We start from the raw sequence: 17,576 nt of genomic DNA, 5'->3' as shown, positions 1-17,576 counted from the left end.
GCGCAGTCCGTCCGGACGTTCAGAGGCTGCCTTTCGTCGACGGAATCTGCCCCGCCGCCCGCTCGTCGAGCTCCACCGCCGCGCGCAGCGCCCGGCCGAAGGCCTTGAACACCGTCTCGAGCTGGTGGTGCGCGTTGATCCCGCGCAGGTTGTCGATGTGCAGCGTGACGCCCGCGTGGTTCACGAAACCGCGGAAGAACTCGATCGACAGGTCGACGTCGAACGTGCCGATCCGCGCGCGCGTGAACGGCACGTGGAATTCGAGGCCCGGCCGGCCCGAGAAGTCGATCACGACGCGCGACAGCGCCTCGTCGAGCGGCACGTACGAATGGCCGTAGCGGCGGATGCCCTTGCGGTCGCCGATCGCCTTCGCGACGGCCTGACCGAGTGTGATGCCGACATCCTCGACCGTGTGGTGATCGTCGATATGCGTGTCGCCATGCGCTTCGACCTCGAGATCGACCAGACCGTGTCGCACGATCTGGTCGAGCATATGGTCGAGAAACGGCACGCCGGTGGCCAGCTTCTGCTGGCCGGTGCCGTCGAGATCGAGCTTCACACGGATCTGCGTTTCGCTGGTATTGCGAACGACTTCCGCCACACGCATGGCAATTCCTTGATTGAGTCTGATGTAAATGGGGATTGATCGTCGCGCGCCGCCGCGCCCTGGGCTCAACCGGGCAGCGCGAGTTTCAAGGCGGCCAGCAGGCGGGCGTTTTCGTCGGGAGAACCGACGGTCAGCCGCACGCATTCGGCCAGTAATGGATGCATTTTACTCACGTTTTTGACCAGCACCCGCTCGGTGAGCAGCGCATCGAACACGGCAGCCGCGTCCGGCACACGTACCAGCAGGAAATTGCCGGCGCTCGGGAACACCGTCGCCCCGGGCAGCGCGGCCACCGCCTGCGCGAGGCGCGCGCGCTCCGCACGCAATTCGGCCGCCTGCGCGTCGAGCACGTCGAGGTGATCGAGCAGGAAATCGGCGGTCGCCTGGGTCAGCACGTTGATGTTGTACGGCGGGCGCACCTTGTCGAACTCGTTCAGCCACGCGGGCAAGCCGACGAGATAGCCGAGGCGGATGCCCGCGAGGCCGAGCTTCGACACCGTGCGCATCACGACGACGTTGTCGAACTCGGCGGCGCGCGGCAGCCACGAACGCTCGGCGAACGGCTGGTACGCCTCGTCGATCACGATCAGGCTGTGGCACGCGGCCGCGACGATCCGTTCGATGTCGGCATCGTCGTACAGCGTGCCGGTCGGGTTGTTCGGGTACGCGAGATAGACGATCGCCGGCCGGTGCTCGGCGATCGCCGCGAGCATCGCGTCGACGTCGAGCGTCAGGTCGGCCTGCAGCGGCACGCCGACGAATTCGAGCTGCGCGAACTTCGCCGACAGTTCGTACATCACGAAGCCCGGCACCGGTGCGAGCACCTTCGCGCCCGGCTGCGCGCACGCGACCGAGATCATGCTGATGATTTCGTCGGAACCGTTGCCGAGCAGCACGTCGCAGCCGGCCGGCACGCGCATCGCGTGGCGCAGCTTGTCGAGCAGCGCGGCCGGGCGCGGCGCCGGGTAGCGGTTCAGCGCGACCTGCGCGAGCCGCTCGCCGAGCGCCGCGGCGAGCGGCGCCGGCAGCGGATACGGGTTCTCCATCGCGTCGAGCTTCACGAACCCGCTCGCGTCCGGCACCGGATAGCTGGTCATCGCGAGCACGTCGCGGCGGATGATGTCTTGTGGCGTCGTCATGGTCTCAAGCCGGCGTGCGTCGCGCCGGCGTCAAAGGGTCGGCAGGGCGGCGGCTGCCGCCCTGCACTCGTCTCCTGCCCCGCTCCAAAAATGCGCGGTCAGCCCTTCATCCGGAACTCGGCGCTCCTTGCGTGCGCCTGCAGCCCTTCGCCGTAGGCGAGCTCGGACGCGATCTCGCCGAGCGTCTGCGCGCCTTCCGCGCTGACCTCGATCAGGCTCGAGCGCTTGATGAAGTCGTACACGCCGAGCGGCGACGAGAAGCGCGCGGTGCGCGATGTCGGCAGCACGTGGTTCGGGCCGGCGCAGTAGTCGCCGAGGCTCTCGCTCGTGTAGCGGCCGAGGAAGATCGCGCCCGCGTGGCGGATCTGCTGGCCCCATTGCTGCGGCTCCAGCGCCGAGATTTCGAGGTGTTCCGGCGCGATGTCGTTGGCGATCCGGCACGCCTCGGCCATGTCGCGCACCTTGATCAGTGCGCCGCGGCCCTCGAGCGACGCGCGGATCACGTCCTGGCGCGGCATCGTCGGCAGCAGCTCGTCGATCGCCTTTTCGACGCGATCGAGGAACGCACCGTCCGGGCACAGCAGGATCGACTGCGCGAGTTCGTCGTGCTCGGCCTGCGAGAACAGGTCCATCGCGACCCAGTTCGGATCGGTCGTGCCGTCGCACAGCACGAGGATTTCCGACGGCCCGGCGATCATGTCGATGCCGACCGTGCCGAACACGCGGCGCTTCGCCGACGCGACGTACGCGTTGCCGGGGCCGCAGATCTTGTCGACGGCCGGCACCGTCTCGGTGCCGTATGCGAGCGCGCCGACCGCCTGCGCGCCGCCGATCGTGAACACGCGATCGACGCCGCCGAGCAGCGCTGCGGCCAGCACGAGGTCGTTCTTCACGCCGTCCGGCGTCGGCACGACCATCACGATCTCGCCGACCCCCGCAACGCGCGCGGGAATCGCGTTCATCAGCACCGACGACGGATACGCGGCCTTGCCGCCCGGCACGTACAGGCCGACGCGGTCGAGCGGCGTGACCTTCTGGCCGAGCACCGTGCCGTCGCTTTCCGTGTACTGCCAGCTATGCGTGCCGCACTCGATCTTCTGCTTCTCGTGGTACGCGCGCACCCGCGCCGCGGCCGCTTCCAGCGCCGCGCGCGCCTTCGGCGCGAGGCCGTCGAGCGCCGTCTGCAGCGCGTCCTGCGGCAATTCGAGCGCGGCGACGCTGTTCGCGCTCAGCCGGTCGAAGCGGTTCGTGTACTCGAGCACCGCGGCGTCGCCGCGCGACTTCACGTCGGCGAGGATCTTCGCGACCGATTGCTCGATCGCTTCGTCTTCGCTCGCCTCGAACGCGAGCACGGCGCGCAGCGCGGCGCCGAAGCCTTCGTTCGTCGAATCGAGCTTGCGGATGGTGATGGACATGGGAGTTCCGTTACGGTGATGCGCTCAACCGCCATTCTGCGACGCGCGTTCGAACGCGTCGAGGATCGGCTTGAGCGCCGCGCGCTTCAGCTTCAGCGCGGCCTGGTTCACGACGAGGCGCGACGAGATCGCCATGATCTCCTCGACCTCGACCAGATTGTTCGCCTTCAGCGTGCCGCCCGAGCTGACGAGGTCGACGATCGCGTCGGCCAGCCCGACCAGCGGCGCGAGCTCCATCGAGCCGTACAGCTTGATCAGGTCGACGTGCACGCCCTTCGCGGCAAAGTGTTCGCGCGCCGTTTCGACGTACTTGGTCGCGACCCGCAGGCGCGCGCCCTGGCGCACTGCGTTCGCGTAGTCGAAACCGGCCGGCACGGCCACCGACATCCGGCAGCGCGCAATGTTCAGATCGATCGGCTGGTACAGGCCCGAGCCGCCGTGCTCGACCAGCACGTCCTTGCCGGCCACGCCGAAATCGGCCGCGCCGTATTCGACGTAGGTCGGCACGTCGCTCGCGCGCACGATGATCACGCGCAGGTTCGGATCGGTCGTCGGCAGGATCAGCTTGCGCGACGTTTCCGGGTCCTCGGCCACCTGCACGCCGGCGGCGGCCAGCAGCGGCAGGGTTTCCTCGAAAATCCGGCCCTTCGACAGGGCGAGGGTCAGCGGCGCGGTCATGCTTGGCTCCCGGAAAGGCGGCGCACGTTCGCGCCGACGGCGGTCAGTTTGGCTTCCATGCGGTCGTAACCGCGGTCCAGGTGATAGATGCGGTCGACGAGCGTTTCGCCGTCGGCGCGCAGCCCGGCGATCACGAGGCTCGCCGACGCACGCAGGTCGGTCGCCATCACGTTCGCGCCCGACAGCTTGTCGACGCCCGTCACGAGCGCCGTGTTGCCGTCGATCGTGATGTTCGCGCCGAGCCGGTTCAGCTCCTGCACATGCATGAAGCGGTTCTCGAAAATGGTCTCGACGACCTGCGCGGTGCCCGTCGCGACCGTATTGAGGGCCATGAACTGCGCCTGCATGTCGGTCGGGAACGCCGGGTATTCCGACGTGCGGATCGTCACCGCCGACGGGCGGCGATCCATCTTCACGCGCAGCCAGCTGTCGCCTTCCTCGATCGACACGCCGGCTTCGCGCAGCTTGTCGATCACCGCGTCGAGGATGTGCGGGCGCACGCCCGTCAGCATCACGTCGCCGCCGGCCGCCGCGACCGCGCACAGGAACGTGCCGGCCTCGATCCGGTCGGGGATCACCGCATGACGCGCGCCGTGCAGCCGCTCGACGCCCTGGATCACGAGGCGATCGGTGCCGATGCCGTCGATTTTCGCGCCCATCGCGACCAGCAAGTGTGCGAGATCGCTCACTTCCGGCTCGCGCGCGGCGTTTTCGATCACCGTCTCGCCGTCGGCGAGCGTCGCGGCCATCAGCAGGTTTTCCGTGCCCGTCACCGTGATCATGTCGGTCACGATGCGCGCGCCCTTCAGGCGCTTCGCGCGCGCCTCGATGAAGCCGTGCTCGATGCTGATCTCGGCGCCCATCGCCTGCAGGCCCTTGATGTGCTGGTCGACCGGTCGCGCGCCGATCGCGCAGCCGCCCGGCAGCGACACCTTCGCCTCGCCGAAACGCGCGAGCAGCGGTCCGAGCACGAGGATCGACGCGCGCATCGTCTTCACGAGCTCGTACGGCGCGACGAGGTTGTCGACGCGCGACGCGTCGAGCTGCACGCGGCAGCCGTCGGTCTCGCTCTTCACGCCCATCTGGTTCAGCACCTTCAGCGTCGTGCGCACGTCCTTCAGGTTCGGCACGTTGTCGAGATCGACCGGGTCGGCGGTGAGCAGACCCGCGCACAGGATCGGCAGCGCGGCGTTCTTCGCGCCCGACACGACGATCTCGCCGGACAGGCGGCGACCGCCTTCGATCGCGAGTTTGTCCATCCCCTGTCCCTGCGATTCCCCGTTGGCGGCCGGGTGTGCCGTGGCGACGCTCTGGACGGCGTCGCGCTCGTTGACGGTGACTTGCACTCAGTGATTTCCGTTTATGCGTTCTGCCATTCGGCGGGCGTCAGCGTCTTCATGCTGAGCGCGTGAATTTCCTGCTTCATGCGATCGCCGAGCGCCGCATAGACGAGCTGGTGCCGCTGGATCGGCCGCTTGCCTTCGAAGGCCGCCGACACGATCGTCGCGAAGAAATGCTGGCCGTCGCCTTCGACTTCCAGATGCGTGCAGGCGAGACCGCCGGCGATGTATTGCTTGACCTGTTCGGGAGTCGGCAACATGGTGTAAGGCTCCTGTCGGCGCGCGCCGCCCTGGGGCGGCCGCGGCCTGTCGATATCAATGACGCAGTTTGTAGCCGGTCGCGAGCAGCCGCATCGCGATCAGCGCGAGCAGCACGAAGAAACCGGTGACGATCGCGAGGCTCGCGAACGGGTTGATGTCGGACGCGCCGAAGAACCCGAAACGGAAGCCGTTGATCATGTAGAAAAACGGGTTGAGACGCGACACTTCGCGCCACACGGGCGGCAGCGAATGCGTCGAATAGAACACGCCGGACAGGAACGTCAGCGGCATGATCAGGAAGTTCTGGAACGCGGCGAGCTGGTCGAACTTCTCGGCCCAGATCCCGGCGATCAGGCCGAGCGTGCCGAGGATCGCCGAGCCGAGCAGCGCGAACGCAATGATGAACAGCGGCGCCGCGAAGTGCATCGGGATAAACCAGATCGTCACGACGAACACGCCGGTGCCGACCGCGAGCCCGCGCACCACGGACGCGAGCACGTACGCGCCGAAGATGTCGCGGTACGACAGCGGCGGCAGCAGCATGAACACGAGGTTGCCGGTGATCTTCGACTGGATCAGCGACGACGAGCTGTTCGCGAACGCGTTCTGCAGCACGCTCATCATCACGAGGCCCGGCACGAGAAAGCTCACGTACTCGACGCCCGGATAGACCTCGACGCGGCCCGACAGCGCGTGGCCGAAGATCGTCAGATACAGCAGCGCGGTGACGATCGGCGCGAGCACCGTCTGGAACGACACCTTCCAGAAACGCAGCAGTTCCTTGTAGAACAGCGTGCGAAACCCGCTGCCCGGCACGCGCCGGGCCGTCCCCTCGGACGTCAGCGAACGCAGTTCGCGTGGGGAGTGTTGATTCATGCCAGCCCCTCGATCACCTCGGCCCCGTTCATCACCTGGACGAACACATCCTCGAGGTCGGCCTTGCGGACCTCGATCTCGTCGAACGTGCAGCCGGCCGCGCGGCATTGCGCGAGGATGCGTTCGACCTCGTCGTAGCTCCCGAGACGCAGCAGGTGCTCGCCCGGCGCGCGCGCGGCCGGATCGGTCTCCAGCCCGCGCAGCTCGGCCGGCAGCGCACCGGTCGCGAACCGCAGATACAGTTGCAGGCCCGCGAACCGGCGCAGCAGCGCGTCGGTGCGGTCGAGCGCGACGACTTCGCCCCGGCGCAGCATCGCGATGCGGTCGCACAGCGACTCGGCTTCCTCGAGGTAATGGGTGGTCAGCACGATCGTGTGACCCTCGCGGTTCAGGCGCGAGATGAATTTCCACAGCGTCTGGCGCAATTCGACGTCGACGCCGGCGGTCGGCTCGTCGAGCACGATCACCGGCGGCCGGTGCACGAGCGCCTGCGCGACGAGCACGCGGCGCTTCATCCCGCCCGACAGCGCGCGCATGTTCGCGTCGGCTTTCTCGGTGAGATCGAGATTGGCCATCACTTCATCGATCCAGTCGTCGTTGCGGCGCAGCCCGAAGTAGCCGGACTGGATCCGCAGCGTCTCGCGGACGGTGAAGAACGGGTCGAAAACGAGTTCCTGCGGCACGACGCCGAGCGCGCGGCGCGCATTGCGGAAGTCCTGGACGACGTCGTGACCGCGCACCGAGATACTGCCTTCGTCGGCCCGGGCGAGCCCGGCGAGGATACTGATGAGCGTGGTCTTGCCTGCGCCGTTGGGGCCGAGCAGACCGAAAAACTCGCCTTCCTCGACCGACAGGCTGACGCCCTTGAGCGCCTGAAGCGACTTGTAGCGCTTCTTGACGTGACGGATTTCTATGGCTGACATGACTGTGCGCGACGCCAGGGCCGCGACGCCTATTCTGTGCTTGCTGCGAAAGAAAATGGGGGCCGGACGCCGATTGGCTGCCCCGCAAAACGCTTGATTATAGGGCAAACCGGCTGGGGGAGCCGGCGCCGAGGGCGCGCGGCCTGAAGCATGCGCGCGCCGGCTGGCGCGGCAGGCTTCGGTCGGACAGGATCAATGTCGCCCGGTGCCTTCGATGAGCGCGTCGACGCCGTAGGCGTGCGCGAGGCTGGCGAGCTTCGGAGGGAGATTGAGGATGTCGAGGGTCGCGCCGCGCGCTTTGGCGGCACGTTGCCATGCGAGCAGCACGGCGAGCGCGGACGAGTCGAACTGCGTCAGCGCCGCGCAATCGACGGCGGTTGCGCCCGCACCGATGCGCGCAAGACCGGCCGCGAGCGCGGACTTCGCGCTCGCGACGGTCAGCGAGGAGCCGGCTTCGAAGCCGCTCACGACGCTTGCTTGCCGGCGGCAAGTTGCTGGTTGCGCTGCGTCAGGAACTGGATCAGCCCTTCCACGCCGCTTTGCTGGATCTTCTCGTTGAACTGCTGCTGGTAGGTCTGGATCAGCCATGCGCCGAGCACGTTCAGGTCATACACCTTCCAGCCGTTCGCCGTCTTGTACAGGCGGTAATCGATCTGGACCGGCTGGCCGTTGTTCATCGCGACCGTCTTGACCACGACGTCGGTATCGGCCGGATCCGCACGGAACGGCGGGTACTGGATCTGCTGGTCCGGCTTCAGCTGCGCGAGCGCGCCCGAATACGTGCGGATCAGCAGCAGCTTGAACTGCTCCTGAACCTGCTGTTGCTGCTCGGCCGTCGCCGTGCGCCAGTTGCGGCCCATCGCGAGCTGCGTGGTGCGGCGGAAATCGGTGTACGGCAGGATGTCCTTGTTGACGATCGAGATGATGCGGTTGGTGTCGCCCTGCTTGATCGTCTGCTGCTTGACTTCGTCGAGCACCTGCTGCGTCGCCGTCTTGATCAGCGCCTGCGGGTTCGACTGGTCGACTTGCGCGTGAGCTGCGCTGCCGAACGAGAACAGCGCCGCGAAAACGGGGATCAGGAACAGTTTTTTCATCATAGTGGCCTGCATGAATGAGTCGATGCGAAGGTTGGAGCAGGTAGCTTACGCGCAAGTTCGCGTACGCTACCGACTGAATCGTTTCCGGCTGTAACGAATGTAAGTCCGTCAGTGCAGCCGGATGCTCGGGAACCGGAACCCGCCCGGCGACGGCGGCGCCACCTGCATCGCCGGCACGTTCGTCTCGCTGGCCGGGTTCGGCGATTCGGCCGTGCCCGACGCCGGCGCAGCAACCGCCGCGCCCGATGCGCCCGCCGGCGCCGCACCGCCCACCGCCGCCGCACCCGCGGTACCGGCCGCGCCGGCTGCCGCCGGTGCCGCGCCGTCTTCCGGCAGGTCGTACTTCGGCAGCGCGTCGTTGTTCGACGTTACGGCGGCCTCGCCGCGGGCGTTGCTGATCAGCGCCTGACGGCGCTGCAGGTACGCGTTGCGCACGAACGAATACTTGTCGAGCGCCGCGGCGTCCAGCACGTCGCCCGCGCCGAGCAGGTTCGCACGCGTGTTGACGAGGTTCACGCCGAACAGGCCCCAGCTCAGGCCATCCGGCTTCACGTAGGTAAGCGGGTTGCCGACGTAGTCGACGCCGAGGCCGGCCGTGTCACGCAGCGTGCTCGGGCCGAGCAGCGGCAGCACGAGATACGGGCCCGACGGCATGCCGTAGCGGCCCATCGTGATCCCGAAGTCGGCCGTGTGCTTCGGCAGCTTCGCGATCGTCGCGACGTCGAACAGACCGCCGACGCCGAACACCGTGTTGATCACGACGCGCATGATGTCGCCGACGCCGTCCGCGATGCGCAGCTGCACGATGTTGTTCGCCGCGATGTAGACGTCGCCGATGTTCGAGAAGAAGTTCGTCACGCTGTCGCGCACCGGCTGCGGCACCACGTACTGGTAGCCCTTCGCGACCGGTTTCAGCGCGTACGTGTCGACCGTGTCGTTGAACTTGTACATCGTCCGGTTGAAGCCTTCGAGCGGATCGCCCTTGGTCGGCGTCTGCACGGTCGCGCAGCCGCTCAACGCGGCGACTGCCGCTACCGCCAGCGCGGCGTGCCTGATGCGGATCGTGTGCATGGTCATTACCCTCTTGTTTTCTCTCGTGTGGTTATTGGCCGGCTGAACCGGACACCGCCGACGCCGGCACCGCCACCGGCGCAGGCGCGGCCGGCGCGGCCGATGCGCCGGCTGCCGGCTTCGCACCGCCCGCATCGGCGGCCTTGCTGTACAGGAACTGGCCGATCAGGTTCTCGAGCACGATCGCCGATTGCGTCATCGTGATCGTATCGCCCGCCTTCAGCATTTCGGTGTCGCCGCCCGGATCGAGGCCGATATATTGCTCGCCGAGCAGGCCCGACGTCAGGATCTTCGCCGACGAATCCTTCGGGAATTGGTACTGGCCGTCGACGTCGATCGTGACGAGCGCCTGGTACGTGTTCGTGTCGAAGCCGATCGACTTCACGCGGCCGACCACGACGCCGGCGCTCTTCACGGCCGCGCGCGGCTTCAGCCCGCCGATATTGTCGAATTTCATTCTCACCGAGTAGGTCGGCTGAAACGACAGCGAGCTCATGTTGCCGACCTTCAGCGCCAGGAACAGCACCGCAAGGAAGCCCACCACCACGAACAGGCCGACCCAGAAGTCGAGAGCAGTCTTTTTCATCGTCATCCCAAAATTTGGCTTGGCTGAGGCTTAGCTGAACATCAGCGCGGTCAGCAGGAAATCGAGGCCGAGTACGGCGAGCGACGCGAACACGACCGTCTTGGTGGTCGCGCGCGACACGCCCTCGGGCGTGGGCTTCGCTTCATACCCCTGGTACAGCGCAATGAAGGTCACGGCGAAGCCGAACACGATGCTCTTGATCACGCCGTTGCCGACGTCGGCCCAGACCTGGACCCCGCCCTGCATCTGCGACCAGAACGCGCCCGGATCGACGCCGATCAGCACGACGCCGACGAAATAACCGCCGAGCACGCCGACCGCGTTGAAGATCGCGGCCAGCAGCGGCATCGCGATGATGCCCGCCCACATGCGCGGCGCGATCACGTTCTTGATCGGGTCGACCGCCATCATCTCGAGCGCGGTGAGCTGCTCGCCGGCCTTCATCAGGCCGATCTCGGCCGTGAGCGACGTGCCCGCGCGGCCCGCGAACAGCAGCGCGGTGACGACCGGCCCGAGCTCGCGCACGAGCGACAGCGCGACCAGCAGGCCGAGCGCCTGCTCGGAACCGTAGCGGTTCAGCGTGTAATAGCCCTGCAGCCCGAGCACGAAGCCGACGAACAGCCCCGACACGGCGATGATCACGAACGAATAGTTGCCGAGGAAGTGGATCTGCTTCGTGACCAGCCGCGGCCGGCGCAGCAGCGGGAAGAATTCCAGCACGAGGCGCACGAACAGGCGCGTGCCGTAGCCCGCACGCTCGAGGCCGCCGATGACGTAACGTCCGATCGCGCTGATCATGCGCGCCCTCCGCCGAGCCCGAAATCCGCCGCGAGCGGCGGGCTCGTGTAATGAAATTTGAACGGGCCGTCCGGCGCGCCGTCGATGAATTGCCGCACGCTCGGATCGGTCGACGCGCGCAGCTCGTCGGGCGTACCCTGCGCGAGTACACCGCCATTGGCCAGAAAATACACGTAATCGGCGATCGCGAACGATTCCGGCACGTCGTGCGTGACGAGGATCGACGTCGCGCCGAGCGCCTGGTTCAGCGTGCGGATCAGGTTCGCGGTGATGCCGAGCGAGATCGGATCGAGGCCCGCGAACGGCTCGTCGTACATGATGAGCTGCGGATCGAGCGCGATCGCGCGTGCCAGCGCGATGCGGCGCGCCATCCCGCCCGACACCTCGGACGGCATCAGGTCGCGCGCGCCGCGCAGCCCGACCGCGTTGAGCTTCATCAGCACGAGGTCGCGGATCAGGTCTTCGGGCAGATCGGTATGTTCGCGCAGCGCGAACGCGACGTTCTCGAACACCGACATGTCGGTAAACAACGCGCCGAACTGGAACAGCATGCCCATCTTGCGGCGCAACGCATACAGCCCGTCGCGCGTTTGCGCGCCGACATCGGCGCCGTCGAACAGCACCTGGCCGCGGCGTGCGCGCACGAGGCCGCCGATCAGGCGCAGCACGGTGGTCTTGCCGCAACCCGAGCCGCCCATGACCGCGACGACCTGCCCGCGCCCGAAGCGCAGGTTCAGGTTGGACAGGACGAGGCGGTCGCCGTAGCCAAAGTCGACGTCGCGAAGTTCCAGCAGGGTCTCGGTAGGAGTGGGGCTCACGGAGCTGACAGTCCTTTTACGCAGAACGCCGAATTATAGGGCCTGCATTGGAATGATGTCGTGACGCCGTTCCGGGCCCTCCGGTCAACGATTGTCAAATTGTCCGGCAAAGCACTGCTGCAGTGCAATAAGCGCCGTCCGATAGTCGGCCGCGCCCGTGACCGCGCTGACCACCGCGACGCTGCCGACGCCCGTCGCCAGCACGGCCGGCAGCGCGTCGAGCCCCACCCCACCGATCGCGACCAGCGGCGCCCGCGCGCCGGCGAAGCGCGCGTAGCGGGCAATCCGCGCCAAACCCTGCGGCGGCGCGGCGACGGCCTTGGTCGCGGTCGCGTACACGGGGCCGAGCGCGAGGTAGCTCGGCCGTTCGTGCAGCGCCCGCAACATCTCGTAATAACCGTGGCTCGACAGTCCGAGCCGCAGGCCCGCGCGCGCGATCGCGGCCAGATCGGCCGTTTCGAGGTCCTCCTGACCGAGATGTACCCCGTACGCCCCCTCTTCTGCGGCGATCTGCCAGTGATCGTTGATGAACACGCGCGCATCGGGATAGCGGCGCCCGGCCGCGACCGCGCGCGCGATTTCTTGACGGAGTGCGTCCGGCGTCGCATCTTTCACGCGCAATTGCACGGTTCGCGCGCCGCCATCGAGTACGCGTTCGACCCATTCGGCGCTCGGCACGACCGGATAGAGGCCGAGTTGCGCGGGGCACGGCGGGAACGCCGGCTCCGGCGCGGGCGGCAGCCCGGCGACGCACGGGAATCGCTCGGCATCGACCGGCCATGCGTCGGCGGCGTGCGTCTCGTCGCCGTCGCGCCACGCCAGCGCGAGAACCAGCGCGTCGACCGGTGCGAAGCCGCAATCGAGGAATGCGGCAAGCGCCGCGATCCAGTCGTCCGCGAGCGGATGCGCGGCGTCCAGCGCGTAGCGCACGCCCGCCGCATGCAGCACGGCGCTGCGCTCGTCGAATTCGATCGCCACCGCATCGGGCGACGCTGGCCGCGACACGGCCGACGCACGCGCCTGCGCGGCGCGATCGCCGGCCGACACGATCAGCACGTCGCCATCGGCCGGCACGTCGGGCGCCGCCACGCAGAGCCGCCACGGCGCCGCGCCGTCCGGCCAGTCGCCGAGCCGCGCGCGAATCCGCTCGGCCGCTTCGGCCAGCTCGTCGGCCGGCGGCCAGAACGCATCGGCGAAGCGCGCGCTCATGCGCCGCCTCCGTCTTGGTGCCAGAACGGCATCCCGACGACCGGCGTGCTCGCGTGCGCGGTTTCGCGCGCATCCATCGGGCCGGCGAGATACGCGGCACGGCCGGCCTCGACGCCCTGCGCAAACGCGCGCGCCATGATCTCCGGGTGCGTCGCCTGCGACACGGCCGTATTCAGCAGCACGCCGTCGAAACCCCACTCCATCACCTGGCACGCGTGCGACGGCACGCCGAGCCCCGCGTCGACGATCAGCGGCACGTCCGGCAGCCGTTCGCGCAGCACGCGCAGGCCGTACGGATTCACGACGCCCTTGCCGGTGCCGATCGGCGCGCCCCACGGCATCAGCGCCTCACAGCCGACGTCGAGCAGGCGCCGGCCGATCACGAGATCCTCGGTGCAGTACGGCAGCACCTTGAACCCGTCCTTGACCAGTTGCGCGGCGGCATCGATCAGCCCGACCGGGTCGGGCTGCAGCGTGTAGTCGTCGCCGATCAGCTCGAGCTTGATCCAGTCGGTGCCGAAGACCTCGCGCGCCATGTGCGCGGTGGTCACGGCTTCGGCGACGGTCTGGCAGCCGGCCGTGTTCGGCAGCAGCGGCACCGCGTGGCGCTTGAGCAGGTCGAAGAAGCCGGCTTCGGCCGTGCCGCCCGTCATCTGGCGGCGCAGCGCGACCGTCACCATCCCGGGGCGCGACGCGGCGATCGAATCGGACAGCGACTGCAGCGACGGATAGCGCGACGTGCCGAGCAGCACGCGGCTTGCGAAGGTTTCGCCGTACAGCGTCAGCGTGTCGGCGGAGGTGGGGGACGTCATGTCGTTTTCCTGGAAGAGCGGGGACGAACCGGCGGCGCTCAGCCGCCCGCGACGGGGTGCACGACGTCGAGCCGGTCGCCCGCCGCGAGCGCGCGCGCCGCATGCTGCGTACGCGCGACGAAATTGCCGTTCAGCGCCACCGCGTACGGCGGACGCGCGCCGTACGCGGCGAGCGCGTCGGCCACCGTCGCGCCGTCGGGCAACGTCAGGGTCTGTTGATTGATCTGGATATCCATGAGGCTGGGTCGAATTCGGTCGGCGGCGCGCGTCAGGCCGGCTGGTGCGCGTCGTTGCGGTGATGGAGAAGCGTCGGCCAGCGCGCGGTGGCGCGCCATGCGGCAAATGCGTCGGGATCGCCGAGCGTGCCGCCGAGCGCGGCCTGCGCGCACGCGACGGCCGCCTGCGCGACTTCCGGCGCGATCATGAAGCCGTGCCGGTACAGGCCGTTGACGGCGAGCGTCGATGCGCCGTCCCAGATCACCGCCGGACGATGATCGGGCAGCGTCGGCCGGCACTGCGCGTTGAGTTCGAGGATGCGCGCTTCGCCGAACGCCGGATGCACGGAGAACGCCGCGCTCAGCAGTTCGAGCGCGGAACGCACGCTCACGGGCGACATGTCCTCGCCCTCCACCTCGGTCGCGCCGATCACATAGAGATCGTCCTGCTTCGGTGCGATGTACAGCGGGTAGCGCGGATGCAGCAGCCGCACGGGCCGCGTGAGCCCGATGCCGGGCGCGTGCACGCGCGCGACTTCGCCGCGGATGCCGCGCAACGCGGGCAGCGCGGGTTTCGCGCCGAGCCCGCGACAATCGATCGTGACATGCGCGGCGGGCAGGTTCGCGTCGTCGACCGCCGCGTGCCAGTGCAGCGCGACGCCGCGTTCGGCGAGGCCCGCGGCGAGCGCGCGCAGCGCCTGGCGGTTGTCGAGCTGGCCTTCGCGCGGCAGCATCAGCCCGCGCGCGAAGCGGCCCGCGAGCGCGGGTTCGGCCGCGTCGACCTGCGCACCGGCCAGCGTCACGAAACCGCCGTCGAACAACTCGGCCGGCGCGTTCGCGCGCACGCGCCGCTCGAACAGCGGCGCCTCCGCGCGGTCCGCGTGATGCCAGACGACGAGCGTGCCGCGATGCTGGAAGAAGACGGGTTCGGGCAGTTCCGCGAGCCACTGCGGCCAGCGCGCGAGCGACGCGGCGCCGAGCTCGGTGATCAGCAGCTCCGCGCTCGCCGCTTCCGCGAGCGGCGCGAGCATCGCGGCCGCGATCCACGCGGCCGACTGCTCGCCGTCCGGCCCGCCGCGCTCGTAGAGCGCGACGCGATGCCCGTCACCCGCGAGCCGCCACGCGATCAGGCGGCCGGCGAGGCCGCCGCCGAGTACCGCGAAATCGGGTCGTGCATCCCGGACGTTCATCGCGCGCCCTCCGCGCGGTCACGCGCGACGAGCGTCGACGTGCACGCGCCACCGCATGCGAACGCACGCGACATCGGGCCGGGAACCATGCAAAAGACTGAAGATTGTGCGGTCATCATTCCTTCCGTAACGCGCAATGCGCGTACCCAAAAGGACGAAACCGGCAGCAAAGGCCGGCCGGGCGGGACTCGGGCGCTGACCATGTGGGATGGCGGCCAGCGCGGCCCGGCGGGATCAGAAACTTCCCTCGCCGGTATTACCCGGATCGGGTGCGAAGGGTCTTTCTCAGCCTCGCCGCGCTGCCCGGAACATCTGCCGGCCGCGCCACGAAGCACCCCTGTTTCGTCGTCGGCCATTAGACCATAAAAGCGGAAAGCGCCGCAAACTGTCCCCCTTGCGGCAAATTCGCCGGCGCGCCGCGCCGCTCTGGCACAATGCCCGCAGGCCGGCCGCGCGAGCGGCCGGTTGCCGCGTCACCGCCGGTTTTTAAGTGCCGTTTAAGACGCACGGGCGACCATCCGGACGCCCGCCGTCCGTCGGCGCCGCGCCCCGGCATGCCGTATCGCGGCGCGCGCCCGGTTTCGCCCGGCCCGCGCGCCGGCTCATCATCAGGAAGCACATGACCCAATCGATCGATCCCGTCCGCTCCGCCTCCGACGCGCCGCAGGACGAGCGCCCGGTATCCGCATGGAGCCTCATCAAGCCCTACTGGGTATCGTCCGAATGGAAAATCGCGTGGGGGTTGCTGGTCACGATCATCGCGATCAACCTCTGCGTGGTCTGGATCAACGTCAAGCTGAACAAGTGGAACGCGCAGTTCTACAACGCGCTGCAGTCGAAGGACGTCCACGACTTCCCGAACCTGCTGATGCAGTTCTCCGCGCTCGCGTTCGGCTTCATCATCCTCGCCGTCTACGGCCGCTACCTGCGCCAGATGCTCGGCTTCCGCTGGCGCCAGTGGCTCACCGACCGCTTTCTCGGCCAGTGGCTCGGCGATCGCGCGTTCTACCGGATCGAGCGTGACCGCCTCGCCGACAACCCCGACCAGCGGATCACCGACGACCTCCAGTCGTTCGCGACCACGACGCTCGCGCTGTCGCTCGACCTGCTGTCGACGGTCGTCACGCTCGTGTCGTTCATCACGATCCTGTGGTCGCTCGCCGGCGCGCTGACGTTCACGCTCGGCGCGACGCCGATCGCGATTCCCGGCTACATGGTGTGGGCGGCCGCGCTGTACGCGGTGATCGGCTCGCTGATCATCCAGAAGGTCGGTCATCCGCTCGTGTCGATCAACTACCAGCAGCAGCGCGTCGAGGCCGATTTCCGCTTCGGGCTGATCCGCGTGCGCGAGAACGCCGAGCAGATCGCGTTCTACGACGGCGAGAAGACCGAGGCCGGCAACGCGCAGAGCCTCTTCATGCGCATCCGCGACAACTGGTGGCGCGTGATGAAGTACACGAAGCGGCTCACGTTCGTGCTGAGCTTCTACGGGCAGATCGCGATCATCTTCCCGCTCGTCGTCGCCGCGCCGCGCTACTTTGCCGGTGCGTTCTCGTTCGGCGTGCTGATGCAGATCTCGTCCGCGTTCGGCACCGTCAGCGATTCGTTCTCGTGGTTCATCAACAGCTACTCGACCCTCGTCGAATGGCGCGCCACCGTCAACCGTCTGCGCGAATTCAAGCGCGTGATGGGCACGTCGCACCTGAAGGAAAGCCTGTCGCCCGCGACCGAGCACGGCGGCATCAACCTGCACTACATCGACGCCGCGAAGCTGTCCACGTCGTCGCTCAAGCTCGCGCTGCCGAACGGCAACGCGCTCGCGAACATCGGCGACGTCACGATCGAGCCCGGCTCGCGCTGGCTCGTGGTCGGCAAGTCCGGTTCCGGCAAGAGCACGTTCATGCGCGCGCTCGCGGGGCTGTGGCCGTTCGGCGACGGCGCGATCGACGCGCCGGTCGGTGCGCGGATGATGTTCGTGCCGCAAACCAGCTATTTGCCGATCGGCACGCTGAAGGCCGCGCTCACCTACCCGGCGACGCCCGACACGTTCAGCGACGAAGCATGCCGCGATGCGCTGCGCGCGTGCCGTCTCGAGGATTACGTCGAGCGCCTCGACGAAACCGCGCACTGGACCCGCGTGCTGTCGCCGGGCGAACAGCAGCGTCTGGCCGGCGCGCGCGTGCTGCTGCACAAGCCCGACTTCCTGTTCCTCGACGAGGCGACCAGCGCGCTCGACGCCGACAACGAAGCCCGCCTCTATCACCTGTTCGCCGAACGGCTGCCGAAGGCCGCGATCGTCAGCATCGCGCACCGCGAATCGCTGGCCGCGTTCCACGTCGGCACGATCAACGTCGAGCGCGTGAGCAGCGACGACAAGGTCGCCGCGTGAACGCACGCGCCGCGCACGTCGCCCGGATCGCGCTGATCACCGGCGCGGGGTCGGGGATCGGCGCGGCGCTCGCGCGGCGGCTCGCGGCGCCCGGCGTCGCGCTGGCGCTGCATGCGCGCGGCGCGGACGATGCGGCACGCGCGCGGCTCGCA

Annotated in this window: 20 protein-coding genes and 1 riboswitch; of the genes, 2 read left to right on the top strand and 18 right to left on the bottom strand. The window is 68.3% G+C overall.

Annotation, left to right across the window (positions count from 1 at the left end):
- Positions 1 to 19: 19 nt before the first annotated feature.
- From hisB to MMB92_RS14810, 18 genes are all read right to left on the bottom strand, one after another.
- Positions 20 to 607 (bottom strand): imidazoleglycerol-phosphate dehydratase HisB, encoded by a 588-nt coding sequence (gene hisB, locus MMB92_RS14895; RefSeq protein WP_277562754.1) that lies wholly within the window; start codon positions 605 to 607, stop codon positions 20 to 22.
- A 65-nt stretch (positions 608 to 672) separates the two neighbouring features.
- Positions 673 to 1,746: a histidinol-phosphate transaminase gene (gene hisC / locus MMB92_RS14890; RefSeq protein WP_277562753.1), complete on the bottom strand. Its 1,074-nt coding sequence runs from the start codon at positions 1,744 to 1,746 to the stop codon at positions 673 to 675.
- A 98-nt stretch (positions 1,747 to 1,844) separates the two neighbouring features.
- On the bottom strand, positions 1,845 to 3,161 hold the full coding sequence (hisD, locus tag MMB92_RS14885; protein ID WP_006494431.1) for a histidinol dehydrogenase: 1,317 nt from the start codon (positions 3,159 to 3,161) through the stop codon (positions 1,845 to 1,847).
- A 24-nt stretch (positions 3,162 to 3,185) separates the two neighbouring features.
- A complete protein-coding gene (gene hisG / locus MMB92_RS14880; RefSeq protein ID WP_006477129.1) occupies positions 3,186 to 3,839 on the bottom strand; it encodes an ATP phosphoribosyltransferase in 654 nt (217 codons plus the stop codon).
- Positions 3,836 to 5,185, bottom strand: coding sequence for a UDP-N-acetylglucosamine 1-carboxyvinyltransferase (gene murA, locus MMB92_RS14875; RefSeq protein WP_006485350.1), 1,350 nt, complete (start codon positions 5,183 to 5,185; stop codon positions 3,836 to 3,838). Before murA ends, hisG begins: the two co-directional genes overlap by 4 nt.
- Positions 5,186 to 5,199: 14 nt before the next feature.
- Positions 5,200 to 5,439: a BolA family protein gene (locus MMB92_RS14870; protein ID WP_006477131.1), complete on the bottom strand. Its 240-nt coding sequence runs from the start codon at positions 5,437 to 5,439 to the stop codon at positions 5,200 to 5,202.
- Between the two features lie 55 nt (positions 5,440 to 5,494).
- On the bottom strand, positions 5,495 to 6,316 hold the full coding sequence (locus MMB92_RS14865) for an ABC transporter permease (protein ID WP_277562752.1): 822 nt from the start codon (positions 6,314 to 6,316) through the stop codon (positions 5,495 to 5,497).
- On the bottom strand, positions 6,313 to 7,239 hold the full coding sequence (locus MMB92_RS14860; RefSeq protein WP_006485348.1) for an ABC transporter ATP-binding protein: 927 nt from the start codon (positions 7,237 to 7,239) through the stop codon (positions 6,313 to 6,315). The genes MMB92_RS14865 and MMB92_RS14860 overlap by 4 nt, the downstream gene beginning before the upstream one ends.
- Positions 7,240 to 7,431: 192 nt before the next feature.
- Entirely contained in the window at positions 7,432 to 7,707 is a 276-nt protein-coding gene (locus MMB92_RS14855; RefSeq protein ID WP_006485329.1) for an STAS domain-containing protein, read from the bottom strand.
- Positions 7,704 to 8,333: an ABC transporter substrate-binding protein gene (locus MMB92_RS14850; RefSeq protein WP_012492305.1), complete on the bottom strand. Its 630-nt coding sequence runs from the start codon at positions 8,331 to 8,333 to the stop codon at positions 7,704 to 7,706. The genes MMB92_RS14855 and MMB92_RS14850 overlap by 4 nt, the downstream gene beginning before the upstream one ends.
- Before the next feature lie 111 nt (positions 8,334 to 8,444).
- Entirely contained in the window at positions 8,445 to 9,407 is a 963-nt protein-coding gene (locus MMB92_RS14845) for a VacJ family lipoprotein (RefSeq protein ID WP_020979879.1), read from the bottom strand.
- A gap of 31 nt (positions 9,408 to 9,438) precedes the next feature.
- Positions 9,439 to 9,999 carry an outer membrane lipid asymmetry maintenance protein MlaD gene (gene mlaD, locus MMB92_RS14840; RefSeq protein ID WP_006486221.1) on the bottom strand — a complete coding sequence of 187 codons (561 nt, stop codon included), beginning with the start codon at positions 9,997 to 9,999 and terminating at the stop codon, positions 9,439 to 9,441.
- Positions 10,000 to 10,023: 24 nt separating this feature from the next.
- Positions 10,024 to 10,791 (bottom strand): lipid asymmetry maintenance ABC transporter permease subunit MlaE, encoded by a 768-nt coding sequence (gene mlaE, locus MMB92_RS14835; protein ID WP_006486220.1) that lies wholly within the window; start codon positions 10,789 to 10,791, stop codon positions 10,024 to 10,026.
- A complete protein-coding gene (locus MMB92_RS14830; RefSeq protein ID WP_006477138.1) occupies positions 10,788 to 11,609 on the bottom strand; it encodes an ABC transporter ATP-binding protein in 822 nt (273 codons plus the stop codon). Before MMB92_RS14830 ends, mlaE begins: the two co-directional genes overlap by 4 nt.
- Positions 11,610 to 11,693: 84 nt before the next feature.
- Entirely contained in the window at positions 11,694 to 12,818 is a 1,125-nt protein-coding gene (gene thiE, locus MMB92_RS14825) for a thiamine phosphate synthase (protein ID WP_077019890.1), read from the bottom strand.
- On the bottom strand, positions 12,815 to 13,630 hold the full coding sequence (locus tag MMB92_RS14820; RefSeq protein ID WP_006488530.1) for a thiazole synthase: 816 nt from the start codon (positions 13,628 to 13,630) through the stop codon (positions 12,815 to 12,817). The genes thiE and MMB92_RS14820 overlap by 4 nt, the downstream gene beginning before the upstream one ends.
- Positions 13,631 to 13,668: 38 nt before the next feature.
- Positions 13,669 to 13,866: a sulfur carrier protein ThiS gene (gene thiS, locus MMB92_RS14815; RefSeq protein ID WP_006488534.1), complete on the bottom strand. Its 198-nt coding sequence runs from the start codon at positions 13,864 to 13,866 to the stop codon at positions 13,669 to 13,671.
- A gap of 32 nt (positions 13,867 to 13,898) precedes the next feature.
- Positions 13,899 to 15,035 carry an FAD-dependent oxidoreductase gene (locus MMB92_RS14810; protein WP_058902241.1) on the bottom strand — a complete coding sequence of 379 codons (1,137 nt, stop codon included), beginning with the start codon at positions 15,033 to 15,035 and terminating at the stop codon, positions 13,899 to 13,901.
- A gap of 225 nt (positions 15,036 to 15,260) precedes the next feature.
- Positions 15,261 to 15,384, bottom strand: a riboswitch (TPP riboswitch).
- A 270-nt stretch (positions 15,385 to 15,654) separates the two neighbouring features.
- Here MMB92_RS14810 and MMB92_RS14805 point away from each other — a divergent pair.
- Positions 15,655 to 17,424, top strand: a complete 1,770-nt coding sequence (locus tag MMB92_RS14805) for an ABC transporter ATP-binding protein/permease (RefSeq protein WP_006488528.1) — start codon at positions 15,655 to 15,657, stop codon at positions 17,422 to 17,424.
- Positions 17,421 to 17,576, top strand: a 156-nt coding sequence (locus tag MMB92_RS35265) for an SDR family NAD(P)-dependent oxidoreductase (RefSeq protein ID WP_346828519.1), incomplete at its 3' end; no start/stop codon positions are given. The genes MMB92_RS14805 and MMB92_RS35265, both read left to right, overlap by 4 nt.

The organism is Burkholderia sp. IO2 (assembly GCF_029522185.1).
In the GTDB taxonomy this organism is placed as follows: Bacteria; Pseudomonadota; Gammaproteobacteria; order Burkholderiales; family Burkholderiaceae; genus Burkholderia; species Burkholderia cenocepacia.
This window is presented reverse-complemented; position numbering and strand designations above follow the sequence as displayed.